The organism is Luteibacter sp. 9133, assembly GCF_000800155.1.
In the GTDB taxonomy this organism is placed as follows: domain Bacteria; phylum Pseudomonadota; class Gammaproteobacteria; order Xanthomonadales; family Rhodanobacteraceae; genus Luteibacter; species Luteibacter mycovicinus.
In genome coordinates, this window is record NZ_JUHO01000001.1 from 2,920,457 (window position 1) to 2,937,094 (window position 16,638).

Genomic DNA, 16,638 nt, shown 5'->3' on the forward strand with positions numbered 1-16,638 from the left:
TGCTGTAGGAATTTGCCAACGCGTTAATCAATCGCCGCCGCCAAAGCGGCATCGACGGCTTTCTGAGCAAGCGGCGCCATCACGGCATAGCCCTTCGCGTTCGGATGCAACCCATCGTCCGTCAAGTCGACCTTCAGGGCGCCCGCGCCGTCCGACATCGCTGGCGCGTAATCGAGCAACACGAGATGCTCCGCTCCCGCGTACTGACGGATCCATGCATTCAGGGCACGAATCGCCGAGGGCGGCCGGCGCACCGTCTGATCCTTGATGACCGCATCGCTGACGGGCAGCAACGAAGCGAGGACGACATGGATACCATGCGCCCGGGCCAGCTCGGTCATCGACGACAGATTGTCCTCGATCATGCCCAGCGACGACGCGCCGGTGTTTCCCGCGATGTCGTTCGTCCCGGCGAGGATCACCACGACCGCCGGCTTCAGGGCGATCACGTCGGCGCGAAAGCGAACCAGCATCTGCGCCGTCGTCTGGCCGCTGATCCCGCGGTTGATGTAGCCACGGCCCGGGAAAAACTCGCCGATGGGCCGCCCCCAGAAATCGGTGATCGAGTCGCCGAAGAAGATGACGCGCTTCTCCCCGGCCCGGGGCGGCGGATAAGTTGCGTTGTCCTTCGCGAACCGCGCCAGCAGCGGCCAGTCGTTGAGGCGCTGCTCGATGTCCGCGCGCTGGTCGGCCGTGGGGTGGTCGGGCAGTGCGATACGTTCGGCCGCCGACACGTCGGTGGCGAGCATGAGCAGCGACATTCCCCACAACCTGAGCCTCATGACCCCACCCCGACGCATGAAAGACAACCAAAGCAGCAAGCTAGTCGAACGACCCCACGTAGGATTCCGGCGTCCAGTTCTCGAACTTGGTGTAGTGACCGAGGAAGGCCAGCTTCACCGTGTCCGTCGGACCGTTACGCTGCTTGCCGATGATGATTTCGGCCAGGCCCTTATCGGGCGATTCCTTGTTGTAGTACTCGTCGCGGTAGATGAACATGATGACGTCCGCATCCTGCTCGATAGCGCCGGACTCGCGAAGATCGGACATCATCGGACGCTTGTCGGCGCGCTGCTCCAATGAGCGGTTCAGCTGCGACAACGCGATCACCGGCACGTTGAGTTCCTTCGCCAGCGCCTTGAGGCCGCGGGAAATTTCCGAGATTTCCGTCGCGCGGTTTTCGCTGTTGCCGGGCACCTGCATCAGCTGCAGGTAATCGATCACGATCAGGCCCAGCCCGTGTTCGCGCTGCAGACGACGCGAACGCGAGCGCATTTCCACCGGCGACATGGCTGGCGTGTCGTCGATGAAGATCTTCGCATCGGAGAGCATGGTGATCGCCGACGTGACGCGCGGCCAGTCTTCTTCGGCCAGATCGCCGTTTCGCAGGTGCTGCGCGTGCACGCGACCGAGCGACGAGATCAGACGGAAGGCCAGCTGTGAGGCCGACATTTCCATCGAGAACACCGCGACGGCCTTCTTGCCGCGCATCGCCGCCGCTTCGGCGAGGTTGAGTGCGAACGCCGTCTTACCCATCGACGGACGAGCCGCGATGATGACCAGGTCGGACGGCTGCAAGCCCGAGGTCAGTTCGTCGAGATCGGTGAAACCAGTGGACAGACCGGTGAGCTGGCCGCGCTTTTCATAGCGCTCGGTCAGCATGCGGAAGGCCTCGCCCACGGCTTCGCGTACGGAGACGATGTCTTTCTTGCCGCGCGCGCCCGATTCCGCGATACGGAACACGCGCTGCTCGGCGAGCTCCATCACCTCCTGAACGCTTTTGCCTTCGGGACGGAAACCGTCCTCGGTGATCGACGTACCCGCGTCGATCAGCATGCGCAGTACCGACTTTTCGCGCACGATATCGCCATAAGCGGCGATATTGGCTGCGCTGGGCGTGGAGTTGGCCAGTTCCATCAGGTAGCTGGCACCGCCGACCATCTCGGCCATTTCGTTGGCGACGAACCAGTCGCCCAGCGTGATGGCGTCGCAGGGCATGCCCTTGTTGGCCAGCTCGTTGATGGCGCGCCAGATCAGACGATGGTCCTTGCGGTAGAAGTCGTCGTCGGTCAGCTTGTCGGCCACCTTGTCCAGCGAGTCCGGAGACAACATCAGGCCGCCCAGGACGGCCTGTTCCGCCTCGATGGAGTGTGGCGGGATGCGAAGGGACTCGAAAGCGCTGGGCTCGCGCTCGCGGCGGCGCTTGCGGTCGCCGCGCTCACCGCGCTCGCCACGCTCTGGATTGAAGGACATCGTTTACCTCGTCATGCCGTCGGCTGATGACCCGGGCCCGGGTCGCCGTGACGCCATGATACGCGCCCCGGTCGCAAACCTTGAGAGGATAAGTCTGTGGATAACTTGTGGGTTATCCGATCAGCGCGGCGCCTGGCCAAAGCGGTATTCACCGATGAGCCAGAGTTTTCGCTCGTCGACGCCGTGCGTCGCGGCACGGTAGTCGCCGTATTGGATGTCCAGCGTCAGGCCCCTGGCCAGCCCCACCAGCACGCCCGCATCCAGTTCACGGCCCAGCAGCGCACCGCCCTTCTCTGCCCGGAAATGGCGCGACGTGACCTGCCAGCTTATCCGGCGGCCCGCATCGACGCTGCCGAGAACACCGACGTAGCGTTCGCGTAAGCCGGTGCGGGGAATGCGGAAGGCCACCACCCAGCCGTTGAAGGCGCGAGCCGCGCCGTAGGCGACGTTGACCGCGTTGCGCCCGTTGCCGTCAAGCTTCTCCTCACCGGCGCGCCCGGAAAGTGCTGGCCGGCCGTAGCTCACCTCGAACAGGTGGTAGCCCAGACTGAACCGCGCGGGGTTATTCGCGTAGTCGTACTGACGGGCCACGTCCACTGTCCAGCCCAGTTTCGCCGCGCTGGCAGCGGGCTGGTAGGAGCCCGTCCAGCGCGCGCCGACCGTCTTCGTGGAGTTGGCGGCCACCGTGTCGTTGCGGATGAAATAACCGTAGGCGGCCAGCTTACCTACCGGCAACGCCTGATCCAGGTGCAGCAGGTGCGCTGCGAGCTTCCACCGACGCTGGTCACGGTCGTGAAAATCGAACCCAGGCGTACGGTTCGCGCGGCCGAGCCAGTAGTAGCGCAGGTCGGCTCCCTGCCACGCTTTCCAGGACAGCTGCACACCGTCGTAGGATTGCAGGTTCTGCCGCCATGGGTTGTTGCTTATGAAACGGCCGGCATCGAGAAGCACGTACTGGCGTCCAGCGCGCGCGGCGAAAGCATCGTCGCGGTACTCCGCCCACGCATTGGACACGCCGGTGGAGGCGGGATCCGCTTCGGTGGGATAGGGGGTGATACGGGCCGAGCCATCATCGTATTGCTGACCGAACAGCGCCCACGTGCGGGTGCCTTCGCCGTAAACGCTCCAGCCGTTGCCGATCACCCAGTGATAGCCAAGCTGCGTGCGCAACGTGTTGGCGTGACCTCGCTTAGGCGCACCGTCGGAATGGAGATTGCTGTAACGGTAGCGTGCCTCGATGTAGGGCGCGCTTTCCGCCTCGACCGGCGCATCGGCAGCCCAGGCCGACATTCCCATGATCGAACCGCCAGCCACGCCCATGCATGACCGCCACCACCACTTGCCCATGACCGCTCGCTTGCTGACTGCGCAAAAGGCGTGACTTTAGGTGGGGGAGTTGGCGGGAGCCAATGGGAGGCGGACGGGATTTGACGGAAGCCGCGCTGGGTGGGGCTTTGGCTGGGGGAGGCGGACGCCTGGCGATGACGGATGCTGCGTTGGCTTGTGAGATGTTACGCAAATTGAGGGTTGCCGCTTCGCCGCTTCGTTGGCTGTCGCCAGCAGGGCTGGCTCCTACCGGAGCAAGGAACGGCGGCTCCTGCCGGAGCACGGAAGGGCTGGCTCCTGCCGGAGCGCGGAAGGGCTGGCTCCTGCCGGAGCGCGGCATGTCCGAGTCCATCGGCGCGAGGCAAAAAAAACGGGCGCCACAAGGGCGCCCGCTTCGGTGTTGCCGGTAGCCGGTGCTTACGCGCCGACGACCTTGACCTTGACCGTCTGCTGGATATCGGCGTGGAGCACGATGGTGACATCGTATTCGCCGGTGTTGCGGAACGGGCCTTCGGCCTGGATCACTTCGCTCTTGTCGACTTCGTAGCCCTTGGCGACAAATGCCTCGGCCACGTCACGCGGGGTCACCGAGCCGAACAGCTTGCCTTCCGGCGAAGCGTTGACTTCGATGGTGACTTCCGCGCCGTCGAGCTTGGCGGCACGACCCTCGGCGCCGGCCAGCTGTTCCTTGGCCTTGGCTTCGTACTCGGCACGACGTGCTTCGAACGCTTCGAGGTTGGCGGCGGTCGCGCGAGCGGCCTTGCCGGTCGGGAGGAGGAAGTTACGACCGTAACCCGGCTTGACGCTGACCTTGTCGCCGAGGTTGCCGAGGTTCTTCACCTTCTCGAGGAGAATGAGTTCCATAAATATTCCTTACTTTCGTTAGCACGGGTTGGGCCCCATGCAGCCAGGACGGTTGTCCGAAATGAGACGCCTGAAAAATCAGACGTCGTGGTTGTCGGTGTACGGCAGCAGCGAGAGGAAGCGAGCGCGCTTGATCGCGGTCGCCAGCTGACGCTGGTAGCGGGCCTTCGTGCCGGTGATGCGGCTCGGGACGATCTTGCCGTTCTCGGTCACGTACTGACGCAGGGTGTTGAGATCCTTGTAATCGATCTCTTTCACGCCTTCAGCGGTGAAGCGGCAGAACTTACGGCGGCGGAAGAACTTGGACATGTCTGTGATCCCCGATTAGTCGTCGCTGTCGCGATCGTTGTCGTTGTCGCGACCACCACGGCGGTCGTCGCCGTCGCTGTCGTCGTCACGGCGACGCGAACCCTTCTGCTCATCCTTTTCCTTGCTCTTCAGGATGAAGGACGGCTCGGTGTCGGCTTCGTCGCGGCGGACCACGAGGTGGCGCAGGACAGCGTCGTTGAAACGGAAGCCCGTCTCGAGCTCGTTCAGGGCGTTCTGCGAAACCTCGATGTTCAGCATCACGTAGTGAGCCTTGGCGAGGTTGGCGATCGGGTAAGCCAGCTGACGGCGGCCCCAGTCTTCCAGACGGTGGATCGTGCCGTTGTCGCCTTCGATCAGCGCCTTGTAGCGCTCGATCATGGCGGGCACCTGTTCGCTCTGGTCCGGATGGACCAGGAACACGACTTCGTAATGACGCATGGTGACTCCTTGTGGATGCACCCCTTCCGGGGATGGCAGCCTCCCGCGACGTGCGGTGAGGCAAGAAGACCCTCCTTTGGGGAGGGCCAGCCGCGCATTGTAAGGAGATTCAGGGGGCTACCGCAAGCGGAGGCGCAGCCGCCGCTGGGCAGGAGCGAGCCCTGCTCGCGAAAATCCCGTCCCCGGGCCCGGGAGCTGGCGCGGACGGCTTGGCATGAGGCATCGCGCGCGGGGCGCGCTCCTACCGGCGAGGCTTACGAGACGGTGAAGCTTTCGCCGCAGCCGCATTCGCCGGTGGCGTTGGGGTTGTGGAAGACGAACGAGGCGTTCAGGCCCTGGCGCTGGAAGTCGATCAGAGTGCCGTCGACCAGGGGCAGGCTCTTCGGGTCGACCACGACGCGGATCCCATCGATATCGAGCACCTGGTCCTCGGCGGCGATGGCGCCGGCCAGGTCGACCACGTAGCCGAAGCCCGAGCAGCCCATTCGCTTGACGGAAAAACGCACGCCCGCGGCCTCAGGCGCCCGGGACAGGAAGGCTCGCATGCGGTCGGAGGCGGCGGGAGTGATCTGGATGCTCATGAAATCGTTTTATTACCGTGATATACCCGGGAACGGTGCCGTTCACGTGACCCTTACATTATCATGCAAGGTCGCGTCCCACGCGCCCTCCCTATGTGCGGCGCCTTTTCTGGAGTTTCAATCGATGACGGTGGTAAGCGTCAAGCAGGCCCTCGCCGGCGGTACGACCGCAGGCGAACACGAAGTCACGGTCCGCGGCTGGGTGCGCACCCTGCGCGAGTCCAAGGGTGGCCTCTCCTTCGTTAACGTGAGCGATGGCTCCTGCTTCGCCCCCATCCAGGTGGTCGCCACCTCGGATCTCGCCAACTACGAGACCGACGTTAAGCATCTTTCCGCCGGCGCCGGCGTGATCGCCACCGGCAGGCTCGTGCCTTCGCAGGGCAAGGGCCAGGCGTTCGAGATCCAGGCCACCCGCATCGAGGTCACCGGTTTCGTCGAGAACCCGCTCACCTACCCCATTCAGCCAAAGCAGCACTCGATGGAGTTCCTGCGCGAGGTCGCCCACCTGCGCCCGCGCACCAACCTGTTCGGGGCCGTCACCCGCGTCCGCCACACCATGATGATGGCGATCCACCGGATCCTGACGGAGCAGGGCTTCTTCTGGATCAACACGCCGATCATCACCACCTCCGACGCCGAAGGCGCCGGTGACATGTTCCGCCTTTCCACGCTCGACCTGGCCAACCTGCCGCGCGACGACAAGGGCGGCATCGACTGGAAGAAGGACTTCTTCGGTCGCGAGGCCTTCCTCACCGTGTCCGGCCAGCTCAACGTCGAAGGCTATGCCATGGCGATGAGCAAGGTGTACACGTTCGGCCCCACCTTCCGCGCCGAAAACTCCAACACCACGCGCCATCTGGCCGAGTTCTGGATGGTCGAGCCCGAAGTGGCCTTCGCCGACCTGAACGACAACGCCGATCTGGCCGAGCTGTTCCTCAAGGGCATCTTCAAGGCCGTGCTGGACGAGCGCCAGGACGATATGGCGTTCTTCGCCGAGCGCGTGCAGCCGGACGCCATCACGCGCCTGGAAGCGTTCATCGCCAAGCCGTTCGAGCGCATCCAGTACACCGAGGCCGTCGAGATCCTGCAGAAGTCCGGAAAAAAATTCGAACACCCGGTCGCCTGGGGTATCGACCTGCAGACCGAGCACGAGCGCTACCTCGCCGAGGAACATATCGGCCGTCCCGTGGTCGTCATGAACTACCCCGAAGAGATCAAGGCGTTCTATATGCGCCTCAACGACGACGGCAAGACCGTGGCGGCCATGGACGTCCTCGCACCCGGCATCGGCGAGATCATCGGCGGTGCTCAGCGCGAGGAACGCCTGGACTACCTCGACCGCCGCATGGACCAGTTCAAGCTCGATAAGGACACCTACAACTGGTACCGCGACCTGCGCCGCTACGGCACCGTGCCGCATGCCGGCTTCGGTCTGGGCTTCGAGCGCCTGCTGGTCTACGTCTGCGGTCTGGCCAACATCCGTGACGCCATCCCCTACCCTCGCGCGGCAGGGAGCGCCGAGTTCTGATCATTCCCCGACTGAAGACCATGCCCCCACACGTCGTACGTCCCCTGTTGATCGCCGTGGCCCTGCTGGGCCTCGCCGCCTGCCATACGATGGGCGCGATCGTGCCGCCGAACTTCCGTCCGCCGGAAAAAACGACGGCCGCGATCGACGCCGCACGCAAGTCGCTCGAAGACGCCTCGCCGTGCTGTGGCAGCTTCGCCGACCTCTCCTACCAGGACATGCTGCCCTGGCAGCCGCAGCGGTTCGAACTGACGAAGGACAGCCCGGTCGCCAATCTCAACGGCGACCGCAGCTACTTCCTCGCGTTCCGCCTGCCGGCGGGCGCGCAGATTCCGTACACGATCGCGCTGAAAGCCGAACTCAACGGCCGCTGGCTCAGCTCCAGCTACCTCTTCGCCCCGACCATGGTGCTGCTGGACGACGCCTTCCAGCCGCTGCACGCGGAAGACATCCAGCTCTGCGAATACATGGGCTGGACCAACGAGACGACGGGCGCCTTCGGCAAGTTCAAGGTCGAAGACGACAAGGCGCGCTACCTGGTCGTGTATTCGTCGGCCAAGCAGCAGAAGAGCCAGACCTACTGGGAGCAGTCGCCCAGCAGCTTCTCGGCGGAAGCGCCCGTCAAGATGAGCTCGGCGGGAAGCTTCAAGATCCCGCACGGCCCGGACGGCGTGCTGTTCCTGGGCATGCAGAACGATACGTACAAGAAGGCGATCGGCAACGCCGTCTGCTCGAAGGCGTCGCAGGGTAACGGCGTCATATCGACCATTCGCGATGTGGTGACCACCGATCTTCTCGGCACCGACGCGAAGAAAAAAGACAAGGACAGCTGACCCGATCATGCAGACCGCGGTTCTCTTCTATCTTCTTCTCTTGCTGGGCGCCGTCGCGTTCTTTGTCCTGCACATCGTTGCGCAGTGGCGCTTCACGGCGACACTGCGCAAGCGCTATCCGGACCAGTGGAAAACCATCGTCGAGGCCGACTCCGGTCGCCCGAACGGCTTGTCCAACTGGCTGCGCGTGCGCCGCGTCCTGCGCTCGGACGCTCCCGCCCTGTTCAACGATGACCAGCTCAACCGCTGGCAGGCCTTGTGGCGACGTGCCCCCTGGCTCGCGTGGCCGTGCTGGTTGGCCGCGATGGCGTTACAGTGGTGGGCGATGAAGCAACACTAATTCCCTTCACCCGCCGCAGGGAGTTCGCATGGATCTTCGCCTCACCGGTCGACACGCGCTGATCTGCGGCGCATCGCAAGGCATCGGCCGCGCCACCGCCTTCGAGCTGGCCGAACTGGGCGCCAGCGTCACCCTGCTCTCCCGCTCCGCGGATGCGCTCGCCGCCCTCGCCCGCGAGCTGCCCGCCCGGTATGCCGGCCAGTCCCACGACCACCTCGCCGTCGACATGCTCGACACCGCCGGCCTGACCACGGCTATCGCGCGAGTGGTCAGCCTGCATGCCGTGCATATCGTGGTGAACAACAGTGGCGGGCCACCGCCAGGCCCCGCATGGTCCGCCGCGCCGGACGACTACCTGACGGCCTTTCGCCAGCACGTGCTGGCGGCCCAGGTCATTACCCAGGCCTGCCTGCCCGGCATGCGCGAGGCGCACTACGGCCGCGTGATCAATGTCGTCTCCACCTCGGTCAAGGCGCCGATCCCGAACCTGGGCGTGTCCAATACCGTACGTGCCGCCACGGCCGGCTGGGCCAAGACGCTCGCATCGGAAGTGGCCGCCGACGGCATCACGGTGAACAACGTGCTGCCGGGCTATACGCGCACCTCGCGCACCGAGGAACTGATCGAGGCCAGGCGCGGGAACGGTCGCAGCCGCGAGGACGTGGAGCGCGATCTGCTCGCCAGCGTTCCCGCGGCGCGCTTCGGCGAACCGGCCGAGGTGGCCGCCGCGATCGCCTTCCTGGCCAGTCCGGCCGCCGGCTACGTCAATGGCGTGAGCCTGGCTGTCGACGGCGGGCGCACCCGAAACCTCAACTGAGGCAGCCATGATCGTTCTCGCCAACCTCATCGACGGGAAGGCACGCGCGCCGCGGGGCGATCGCTATCTCGACGTCATCGACCCGGCCACGAGCCACGTCTTTGCCCGGTGCCCCGATTCCGATGCGGCCGACGTCGCGGACGCCGTGAGCGCCGCCTCACAGGCCGCCGCCGGATGGGCGTCGACCCCGGCCGACGCGCGCGCCGCGTGCCTGTCCCGTCTTGCCGATCGGATCGAAGCGCGCCTCGCCGCCTTCGCCGCGGCGGAGTCGCAAGACAGCGGCAAGCCGGTCGCTCTCGCACGCACACTGGATATCCCTCGTGCGATCGCCAACCTTCGTTTCTTCGCGGCCGCCGCGACGCAATGGAGCAGCGAGTCGCACGCGATGGAGCGCGGCGCCATCAATTACACGCTACGGCTTCCCCTGGGCGTCGTCGGCTGCATCAGTCCGTGGAATCTTCCGCTCTATCTGTTCACGTGGAAGATCGCCCCCGCGCTGGCCGCCGGCAACACCGTGGTGGCCAAGCCTTCGGAAGTGACGCCGTATACCGCGTGGCTGCTCGGCACACTTGCCTGCGACGCGGGCTTCCCGCCTGGCGTCCTCAACATCGTCCACGGAACGGGGCCCGCCGTCGGCGAGGCGGTCGTCACGCACGAGGGCGTCAAGGCCGTCTCGTTCACGGGCAGCACGCGCACCGGTGTCGCCATCGCCTCCGCGGCGGCGGCGCAGCTCAAGAAGGTGTCGCTGGAGCTCGGCGGCAAGAATCCCACCGTCGTCTTCGACGATTTCGATTTCTCCGACGCGGCGATGAGCACGATCGTCCGCTCGGGCTTCGCGAACCAGGGTGAAATCTGCCTCTGCGGATCGCGCCTGCTGGTGCAGCGAAGCATCTACGAGCGTTTTCGCTCGGCCTACCTGGAGCGTGTCGGCGCACTGCGTACCGGCGATCCGAACGACGCGACGAGCGATCTCGGCGCACTGGTCTCGCGGGCGCACTTCGACAAGGTCATGGGATGCATCGAACGTGCGCGCCAGGAAGGCGGACGTCTGCTGACAGGGGGAGAGCGCGTGCAGGTGGACGGTCGCTGCGCAGAGGGCTGGTTCGTCGCACCCACGGTCATCGAAGGGCTGGCGCCGGAGGCGGCGACCAACCAGGACGAAATCTTCGGCCCGGTCGTCACGCTGATCCCCTTCGACAGCGAGGACGACGCCCTGGCGATCGCCAACGGTACGCCTTATGGGCTGGCCGCCTCGGTGTGGACGCAGGATGTTTCGCGGGCACACCGGTTTTCGGCGCGGCTGCGGTTCGGCATCGTCTGGGTCAACTGCTGGATGCTGCGCGATCTGCGCACGCCTTTCGGCGGCTCGGGTCAGTCGGGTATCGGCCGCGAAGGCGGCATCGAAGCCATGCGTTTTTTCACCGAGGCCAGAAATGTCTGCATCGACCATGGGTCATGACGTCATCCGTGTCGGGGGCGCACCGAAGCCCGTCGGCGCTTATCCGCACGCCCGGCGTGTGGGCTCGCTGCTGTTCCTCTCAGGCATCGGCCCGCGTGTACCCGCGGACAATTCGATCCCCGGCAACGTGGTCGATGCGGACGGAACGCTCGTCAGCCACGACATCGAAGCGCAGTGCCGCCAGGTGTTCGCCAATGTTCGCGCGGTGCTCGAAGCCAGCGGCGCCCGGTTCGAGGACCTGGTCGATGTGACGGTTTACCTGACCGATATGGCGGGCGATTTTGAAACGTATAACCGGCTTTACGCGGAGGCGTTCGAGGGAGTGGAAGCGTGTCGCACCACCGTGGAGGTGAATGCGCTGCCTACGGCGATCGCGATCGAGCTGAAGTGTGTGGCCGCATTCGCTTCGTAGGCGCTCGCCAAAAGGCTCAGGAAACCACCGGAACCGAAGCCAGACACACCTTCAGCATGTCGCCGATCAACGCCTGCACCCCGGCCGCCTTCCTGGGCAGATACTCGAACGACTCCTCGTCCATGTAGTTGATCTGCGACAGCTCGAGCTGGATCGCGTCGATACCCTTGTCGGGTCGTCCGTAATGACGGGTGATGTGCCCACCCTTGAAGCGCCCGTTGACGGCAAAGCTGTAGTCGCCCTGCCCCTCGAGCACGCCGACCAGCGCCTCCTGCAACCCGGGCGAGCAACTGGCGCCATCCGCCGTACCGATGTTGAAATCCGGCAGACGCCCGTCGAACAGCATCGGCACTTCACTGCGGATCGAATGGCCTTCCCACAGCACGACACGTCCGAACTGCTTGCGCAGGCGGGCGATCTCGTCGCCCAGAGCCTGGTGATAGGGCTTCCACCAACGCGTCACGCGATCGGCGATCTCGGCCGCGTCGGGCTCGGCACCCGGCCGGTAGATCGGGCTGCCGTCGAACATGACCGTCGGCGCCAGGCCGGTCTCGGCCTGCCCGGGATACAGGGCATGCCCGTCAGAAGGACGGTTGAGATCGACCACGTAGCGGGACGCGAAGGGCTTGATGACGCTGGCGCCCATGCTCCGGGCGAAGTCATAAAGCTCGGCCACGTGCCAGTCGGTGTCCACCGAACGGCGTGCCCGGCGCTTCATGCGGGCGCCGATATCGTCGGGAATGGCGCTGCCGTTGTGCGGCAGGCTGATCAGGAGCGGCGCGTTGCCGCGATGAAGGGTGTACGGAATCATGGGCTCAGTGTAGCGCTCAACCGGGCACGCGATCGCCCATGGTCACCATCTCTTCGGCCGAGGTCGGATGGACGGCCAGGGTCGCGTCGAAATCGTCCTTGGTGGCGCCCATCTTGATGGCCACGGCGAAGCCCTGGAGGATCTCGTCCACGCCGGGACCCAGCATCTGCATGCCGACGATGCGCGAGTCCTCGCCGGTGCAGATCAGCTTGAAGCGGACCTTCATCGGCCGCTGCGCCAGGGCGAGCTGCATGGGCACGAACGATTGCTTGTACAGGTGCACGTCCGCGCCATAGGCCTCCCGGGCCTGTTCCTCGGACATGCCGACGGTGCCCAGTGGCGGATGCGAGAACACGACGGTAGGTACGTTCCGGTAGTCGAGACGCGCGTTCGGTTTTCCTCCAAACAACCGGTCGGCCAGCTTGCGCCCGGCGGACACGGCCACCGGGGTCAGCGCCAGCCGCTGGGTCACGTCGCCGACCGCATAGATCCCGGGTACGTTGGTGTTCTGGAAATCGTCGACTTCGATGTGACCCTCGTCATCGGTCGCCAGACCGATGACGCCGATATCGAGCGACTCGGTATTCGCCTCGCGACCCACCGCCCAGACCAGCAGATCGTAGGGACCGGGATGACTGCCCTTGTCGCAGTCGAGCAAAAGAACGCCGTCCTTTTCATGCACGGCGTCGATCTGGCACGTGTAATGGATACCGATGCCATGCTTCTGCATCTCCTCACCCAGCTGGTACGAGATTTCCTCATCGAAGCCACTCATCAGCCTCCCGCGGACGAACAGGTCGACCTCGCTGCCCAGGGCGCGAAGCACACCCGCGAGCTCGACGGCGACATAGCCACCGCCGACGATCGCCGTGCGTTTCGGGCATTCGCGCAGCTGGAAGAACCCGTCCGATGTCACACCGAGGTCGAAGCCGGGCTTATCGAGCTTCTTCGGTGTCGAGCCTGTGGCGATAACGATGTGCGGCGCGGTGAGTTCCCGTTCGCCCGCGCGGACGCGATCCGGCGCGACGAAGCGTGCGCGCTCGTGGACCAGCGTGACGTGTGCCTTGTCGAGCGACTGACGGTAACTGGCGTGGATATGCTCGATATAGTCATCGCGTCGGTCGATGAAGCGAGGCCAGTCGAGACTGCCGGGCCTCTCATGGAAGCCGTAGTCCACAGCGATGTACTGGGCCTCGGACATCTGCGCCGCGTACCACATGGCCTTTTTGGGCACGCAGCCCGCATTAACGCACGTGCCGCCCAGTTCCGACGGCTCGACGAGCGCCACCTTCGCGCCATGTTTCGCCGCGCGTATCGCCGCCGCGAGGCCGCCCGATCCGCCGCCGATCACGATGAGGTCGAAGGCTTCCACAGTCATAAGAGCTCCCAGAAATCAAACGGCGAGGCTAGCGCCGCGGGAGTGAAGTTGACGACTGCGCGTCGGTTCACAGGTCGAAACGCGAGGGCGCATAGGGGGTCGGATCGAGTGACGGCGCGGGCCCGGAAAGGAGGTTCGCCACCAGCTCGCCTGTGGCGGCCGACATGCTGATTCCAAGCATGCCGTGCCCCGTGGCGTAAACCAGATTGGACCAGCGCGAGCTCGGACCGATGATCGGCAGCTCGTCGACGCTCATGGGCCGCCAGCCCCACCAGGGGGTGACTTCGCCGCGCCCTTCTGGCTCGCGCAGGTAGGTGGCCGCGCCACGACGCAGGGCGTCGAGGCGAACCGGATTGAGCCCTTCGTCGAAGCCCGAAAACTCCATGGTGCTGCCGAGCCGGAAACCGGTCGCCCAGGGGGTGACGCACACCGCCGCCTCACGTAGCACGAGCGAATGCGTGGGCGACTGCGCGGGCGGCGTGTCCCAGGTCAGCGAGTATCCCTTGCCGGGCTGCATCGGCAGACGGATGTCGAGCAGTCTGCCGAGCAACGGCGACCACGCGCCCAGCGCCATCACCACGCGATCCGCGTAGAAAACACCACGCGTGGTCCTGACGTGTGAAATGCGGGCCCCATCGAAGCCGAACTCGTCCACGCGCGCGCCCGTCTCGATCGCGCCGCCGAGTTCGCGCACGCGCCGTGCGAGTTCGGCGACGAAGCGGTCGGGTCGCAGACGCGCATCGCCCGGATGCAGCAGGCCGCCCACCACGCCGTCACGCAGGGAAGGCTCCAGCGCAAGCACGTCGTCACCCAACAGCACGCGGACGTCCATGCCCAGGCGCCGCAGCAGTTCCACATGGGGCCGGTCAGCCTGCACGCTCCGCTCGTGGCGATAGACATAGAGCTCACCGACCTCTTCGAACTCGCAGGCCATGCCGTCGCCTGCGACCAGATCGGCCAGCAGGGCGCGCGATCGGGCCAGGATGGCGCCACGCGCTTCGCCGGCCTGCTGATAGTCACGCCACGTGCAGCGCCGCGCGAAGCCCAGCAGCCACCGCGCGCGCGCGATGTCCGGCCGGGGGCTCACGTAGAGCGGCGCATCGCGGTGCCAGAGCGAACGCAACGCGGTGCCGACCATGCCCGGCATGGTCAAAGGGCCCGCATGGCTGGGGGTGATCGTGCCGCAGTTGCCGTGGGAGCTGCCGTTGCCCGGCAGCCCCTGTTCCAGCACCCGCACGCTGGCTCCGGCCTTCAGCAGGTACAGCGCGCAGGCCAGGCCGATCACGCCGCCGCCCATGACCAGCACATCGCTTCGGGATCTATCCATGCACGTAGTTTAACGGTGTGAATGGCCGCGGCCGGCCTGTCCGGAACATAAACTCGTGCGCTTTAACAGGTATTCCCTGTAACCCATTGGTTTTGCTAGTCTGATCCATGCCGATCCTTACAGGGGATATGCCCGTGCATCCCGCTTTACCTACATCACCTCGCCTGTCGCGCTTTCTTGGCCCGGTCGTGCTTGGCGTTTGCCTCAGCCTGCTGGCCGCGTGCGGCAGCGCCCCGCCGAAGCGCTCGTCCTCCCAGCAGCGCAATCCCGCGTCGGCGGTTCCGCTGGCGAAGAACCTCGAATGGTCGACGCGTCCCGCCGATGCGCCGCCGGCCGATGCCGCCAACGATGTGCTGTTCCGTGCGATCGGGCTCGTCGGCACGCCTTACCGCTGGGGCGGAAACACCCCGCAGGGCGGCTTCGACTGCAGCGGACTGATCAACTACATCTATCTGACCTCGACCGGCCTTCGCCTGCCACGCACCTCCCAGGAAATGGCGGCGCTGGACAAGCCCAAGGTCGATGAGTCGGCTCTCGCAAGCGGTGACCTCGTGTTCTTCGGCCGTGGCCATGTCACCCATGTGGGCGTCTACGTCGGCAAGGGGCGTTTCGTCCACGCACCGAACTCCGGCGGCACCGTGCGGTTGGACGACCTGGACGGCACTTACTGGAAGCAGAACTTCGTCTACGGACGCCGCGTCCTTAACTGAACGAACGACAACAAGCCTGGCAAAGCCGCATCAATTAGATTGCGCACGATTTAATTGCGTGCTTATATACGTTCCACGCCCGGCAACCCCGGGCACCCGATTCCCTTACACGACAAAGGAACACGCCATGAGCAACCTCTCGAAAGTGCAGAAGATCGTCTACACCGCCCATGCCAAGGTCGCCGGCGGCCGCGAAGGCCACGTCGAGAGCGACGATGGCCTGATCAAGCTCGACCTCCGCCTGCCGAAGGAAATGGGCGGCAGCGGTGGTGGCAGCAATCCGGAGCAGCTGTTCGCAGCCGGCTATGCCGCCTGCTTCGAGGGCGCGGTCCGCTTCGTCGCCGGCCAGAAGAAGGTCAAGGTCGACGGCGCGTCGGTCGCCAGCAGCGTCGGTATCGGCCCGCGTGAAGGCTCCGGCTTCGCCATCCAGGTCAAGCTCGAGGTCACCCTGCCCGGTGTCGACGACGCCACCGCGCAGGACATCGTGAAGACCGCGCACGAAGATGTCTGCCCGTACTCCCACGCTACGCGCGGCAACGTCGATGTGGACGTGTCGGTGAATGGCAAGTCGCTGGCGTAATCGCCGCGCGGACGTGATCGAGAAAAGACGGCGCCTCCAGAGGGCGCCGTCTTTTTTTGTTCTCCGGCTGATCCGGCCTTGCCCCGGGGGCAAGAAAAAAGCGCCCGAAGGCGCTTTCGTCGTAACGCACTGAAGCAAAAGCTCAGTGCTCGCCGTCACCCTTCGGGTGGGCGTGGCCATGGGCCAGTTCTTCTTCGGTCGCGTCACGGACGACCTGCACGTCGACGTTGAAGGTCAGGTGCTTGCCGGCCATCGGATGGTTGAGGTCGATGTCGACCACGCTGGAGCCGATCTTCTGCACCACGACAACGCGGTTGCCGCCTTCCTTGAGGGAGAGCACGGTCGAGTCGCCGACCTTGAGGCCCTTGCCCTGCTGAGGGAAGTACTTCTTCGGCACGCGCTGGGTCATGCCTTCCTGACGCGGGCCGTAACCCTGCTCCGGGGCGATTTCGATGTCGAACGTATCACCCACCGACTTGCCCTCGAGGCCCGCTTCCAGGCCCGGGATGAGCTGGCCATGGCCCAGCAGGATCCACAACGGTTCGCCGCCCTCGACCGAGCTTTCGACTTTCTCGCCGTCGACGGTGAGCGTGTAGTGGAACGAGATGACCTTGTCCTTACCAGCCTGCATGTTGGTTTCTACCGGATGAAAACGCGGCATTTTACCGGCCG

19 protein-coding genes are annotated in these 16,638 nt (G+C 65.2%); 8 read left to right on the forward strand and 11 right to left on the reverse strand.

Translation table 11 applies throughout. The annotated features are described in order from the left end of the window. Window positions 1-23: 23 nt before the first annotated feature. The 7 genes from FA87_RS12715 to FA87_RS12745 all read right to left on the reverse strand — a co-directional run bounded on the left by FA87_RS12715 (window position 24) and on the right by FA87_RS12745 (window position 5,771). Window positions 24-761, reverse strand: a complete 738-nt coding sequence (locus tag FA87_RS12715) for an SGNH/GDSL hydrolase family protein (protein WP_239709089.1) — start codon at window positions 759-761, stop codon at window positions 24-26. 61 nt (window positions 762-822) lie between these two features. Then, entirely contained in the window at window positions 823-2,253 is a 1,431-nt protein-coding gene (locus tag FA87_RS12720) for a replicative DNA helicase (RefSeq protein ID WP_036111694.1), read from the reverse strand. Between the two features lie 120 nt (window positions 2,254-2,373). After that, window positions 2,374-3,600 carry an alginate export family protein gene (locus FA87_RS12725; protein WP_156128555.1) on the reverse strand — a complete coding sequence of 409 codons (1,227 nt, stop codon included), beginning with the start codon at window positions 3,598-3,600 and terminating at the stop codon, window positions 2,374-2,376. Between the two features lie 396 nt (window positions 3,601-3,996). Next, complete coding sequence (gene rplI / locus FA87_RS12730) at window positions 3,997-4,443, reverse strand: 50S ribosomal protein L9 (protein ID WP_036111689.1); 447 nt, start codon at window positions 4,441-4,443, stop codon at window positions 3,997-3,999. A 78-nt stretch (window positions 4,444-4,521) separates the two neighbouring features. Further along, a complete protein-coding gene (rpsR, locus tag FA87_RS12735) occupies window positions 4,522-4,752 on the reverse strand; it encodes a 30S ribosomal protein S18 (RefSeq protein ID WP_029214018.1) in 231 nt (76 codons plus the stop codon). Between the two features lie 15 nt (window positions 4,753-4,767). Beyond that, on the reverse strand, window positions 4,768-5,190 hold the full coding sequence (gene rpsF / locus FA87_RS12740) for a 30S ribosomal protein S6 (protein WP_036111682.1): 423 nt from the start codon (window positions 5,188-5,190) through the stop codon (window positions 4,768-4,770). A 254-nt stretch (window positions 5,191-5,444) separates the two neighbouring features. Next, window positions 5,445-5,771: an iron-sulfur cluster assembly accessory protein gene (locus FA87_RS12745; RefSeq protein ID WP_036111679.1), complete on the reverse strand. Its 327-nt coding sequence runs from the start codon at window positions 5,769-5,771 to the stop codon at window positions 5,445-5,447. A gap of 124 nt (window positions 5,772-5,895) precedes the next feature. Here FA87_RS12745 and asnS point away from each other — a divergent pair, with 124 nt between their 5' ends. From asnS to FA87_RS12775, 6 genes are read left to right on the forward strand one after another with little or no spacing between them, the layout of a single operon-like run. Next, on the forward strand, window positions 5,896-7,299 hold the full coding sequence (gene asnS, locus FA87_RS12750; RefSeq protein ID WP_043694993.1) for an asparagine--tRNA ligase: 1,404 nt from the start codon (window positions 5,896-5,898) through the stop codon (window positions 7,297-7,299). A gap of 20 nt (window positions 7,300-7,319) precedes the next feature. After that, window positions 7,320-8,132, forward strand: a complete 813-nt coding sequence (locus FA87_RS12755; protein ID WP_052191345.1) for a MalM family protein — start codon at window positions 7,320-7,322, stop codon at window positions 8,130-8,132. Between the two features lie 7 nt (window positions 8,133-8,139). Then, window positions 8,140-8,472, forward strand: a complete 333-nt coding sequence (locus tag FA87_RS12760; RefSeq protein ID WP_036111675.1) for a hypothetical protein — start codon at window positions 8,140-8,142, stop codon at window positions 8,470-8,472. Between the two features lie 28 nt (window positions 8,473-8,500). Beyond that, entirely contained in the window at window positions 8,501-9,289 is a 789-nt protein-coding gene (locus FA87_RS12765; protein WP_036111673.1) for an SDR family oxidoreductase, read from the forward strand. 7 nt (window positions 9,290-9,296) lie between these two features. Next, a complete protein-coding gene (locus tag FA87_RS12770; RefSeq protein WP_043694996.1) occupies window positions 9,297-10,748 on the forward strand; it encodes an aldehyde dehydrogenase in 1,452 nt (483 codons plus the stop codon). Then, window positions 10,738-11,160, forward strand: coding sequence for a RidA family protein (locus FA87_RS12775; protein WP_043694999.1), 423 nt, complete (start codon window positions 10,738-10,740; stop codon window positions 11,158-11,160). Before FA87_RS12770 ends, FA87_RS12775 begins: the two co-directional genes overlap by 11 nt. A gap of 16 nt (window positions 11,161-11,176) precedes the next feature. On the opposite strand, the gene hutG is transcribed toward FA87_RS12775, so the two are convergent. The 3 genes from hutG to FA87_RS12790 all read right to left on the reverse strand — a co-directional run bounded on the left by hutG (window position 11,177) and on the right by FA87_RS12790 (window position 14,676). Then, window positions 11,177-11,971, reverse strand: coding sequence for an N-formylglutamate deformylase (hutG, locus tag FA87_RS12780; protein ID WP_043695001.1), 795 nt, complete (start codon window positions 11,969-11,971; stop codon window positions 11,177-11,179). Window positions 11,972-11,987: 16 nt separating this feature from the next. After that, window positions 11,988-13,349, reverse strand: a complete 1,362-nt coding sequence (gorA, locus tag FA87_RS12785) for a glutathione-disulfide reductase (protein WP_197062414.1) — start codon at window positions 13,347-13,349, stop codon at window positions 11,988-11,990. Window positions 13,350-13,416: 67 nt separating this feature from the next. After that, window positions 13,417-14,676, reverse strand: coding sequence for an FAD-dependent oxidoreductase (locus tag FA87_RS12790; RefSeq protein ID WP_043695004.1), 1,260 nt, complete (start codon window positions 14,674-14,676; stop codon window positions 13,417-13,419). A gap of 128 nt (window positions 14,677-14,804) precedes the next feature. On the opposite strand from FA87_RS12790, the gene FA87_RS12795 reads away from it, so the two are divergent. Both FA87_RS12795 and FA87_RS12800 read left to right on the forward strand, forming a co-directional pair. Continuing rightward, a complete protein-coding gene (locus FA87_RS12795; protein ID WP_052191346.1) occupies window positions 14,805-15,386 on the forward strand; it encodes a C40 family peptidase in 582 nt (193 codons plus the stop codon). Between the two features lie 127 nt (window positions 15,387-15,513). Further along, window positions 15,514-15,966 (forward strand): organic hydroperoxide resistance protein, encoded by a 453-nt coding sequence (locus FA87_RS12800; protein WP_043695007.1) that lies wholly within the window; start codon window positions 15,514-15,516, stop codon window positions 15,964-15,966. A 142-nt stretch (window positions 15,967-16,108) separates the two neighbouring features. On the opposite strand, the gene FA87_RS12805 is transcribed toward FA87_RS12800, so the two are convergent. Then, the gene (locus tag FA87_RS12805; RefSeq protein ID WP_036117288.1) at window positions 16,109-16,597 is read right to left on the reverse strand and encodes a peptidylprolyl isomerase; all 489 of its coding nucleotides are present in this window, start codon (window positions 16,595-16,597) and stop codon (window positions 16,109-16,111) included. Window positions 16,598-16,638 lie beyond the last annotated feature (41 nt).

Coding starts and splice junctions, on each gene's coding strand:
- FA87_RS12715 (WP_239709089.1), bottom strand. CDS start 761: ATGTCGCTGCTCATGCTCGCCACCGACGTGTCGGCGGCCGAACGTATC.
- FA87_RS12720 (WP_036111694.1), bottom strand. CDS start 2,253: ATGTCCTTCAATCCAGAGCGTGGCGAGCGCGGTGAGCGCGGCGACCGC.
- FA87_RS12725 (WP_156128555.1), bottom strand. CDS start 3,600: ATGGGCAAGTGGTGGTGGCGGTCATGCATGGGCGTGGCTGGCGGTTCG.
- rplI (WP_036111689.1), bottom strand. CDS start 4,443: ATGGAACTCATTCTCCTCGAGAAGGTGAAGAACCTCGGCAACCTCGGC.
- rpsR (WP_029214018.1), bottom strand. CDS start 4,752: ATGTCCAAGTTCTTCCGCCGCCGTAAGTTCTGCCGCTTCACCGCTGAA.
- rpsF (WP_036111682.1), bottom strand. CDS start 5,190: ATGCGTCATTACGAAGTCGTGTTCCTGGTCCATCCGGACCAGAGCGAA.
- FA87_RS12745 (WP_036111679.1), bottom strand. CDS start 5,771: ATGAGCATCCAGATCACTCCCGCCGCCTCCGACCGCATGCGAGCCTTC.
- asnS (WP_043694993.1), top strand. CDS start 5,896: ATGACGGTGGTAAGCGTCAAGCAGGCCCTCGCCGGCGGTACGACCGCA.
- FA87_RS12755 (WP_052191345.1), top strand. CDS start 7,320: ATGCCCCCACACGTCGTACGTCCCCTGTTGATCGCCGTGGCCCTGCTG.
- FA87_RS12760 (WP_036111675.1), top strand. CDS start 8,140: ATGCAGACCGCGGTTCTCTTCTATCTTCTTCTCTTGCTGGGCGCCGTC.
- FA87_RS12765 (WP_036111673.1), top strand. CDS start 8,501: ATGGATCTTCGCCTCACCGGTCGACACGCGCTGATCTGCGGCGCATCG.
- FA87_RS12770 (WP_043694996.1), top strand. CDS start 9,297: ATGATCGTTCTCGCCAACCTCATCGACGGGAAGGCACGCGCGCCGCGG.
- FA87_RS12775 (WP_043694999.1), top strand. CDS start 10,738: ATGGGTCATGACGTCATCCGTGTCGGGGGCGCACCGAAGCCCGTCGGC.
- hutG (WP_043695001.1), bottom strand. CDS start 11,971: ATGATTCCGTACACCCTTCATCGCGGCAACGCGCCGCTCCTGATCAGC.
- gorA (WP_197062414.1), bottom strand. CDS start 13,349: ATGACTGTGGAAGCCTTCGACCTCATCGTGATCGGCGGCGGATCGGGC.
- FA87_RS12790 (WP_043695004.1), bottom strand. CDS start 14,676: ATGGATAGATCCCGAAGCGATGTGCTGGTCATGGGCGGCGGCGTGATC.
- FA87_RS12795 (WP_052191346.1), top strand. CDS start 14,805: ATGCCCGTGCATCCCGCTTTACCTACATCACCTCGCCTGTCGCGCTTT.
- FA87_RS12800 (WP_043695007.1), top strand. CDS start 15,514: ATGAGCAACCTCTCGAAAGTGCAGAAGATCGTCTACACCGCCCATGCC.
- FA87_RS12805 (WP_036117288.1), bottom strand. CDS start 16,597: ATGCAGGCTGGTAAGGACAAGGTCATCTCGTTCCACTACACGCTCACC.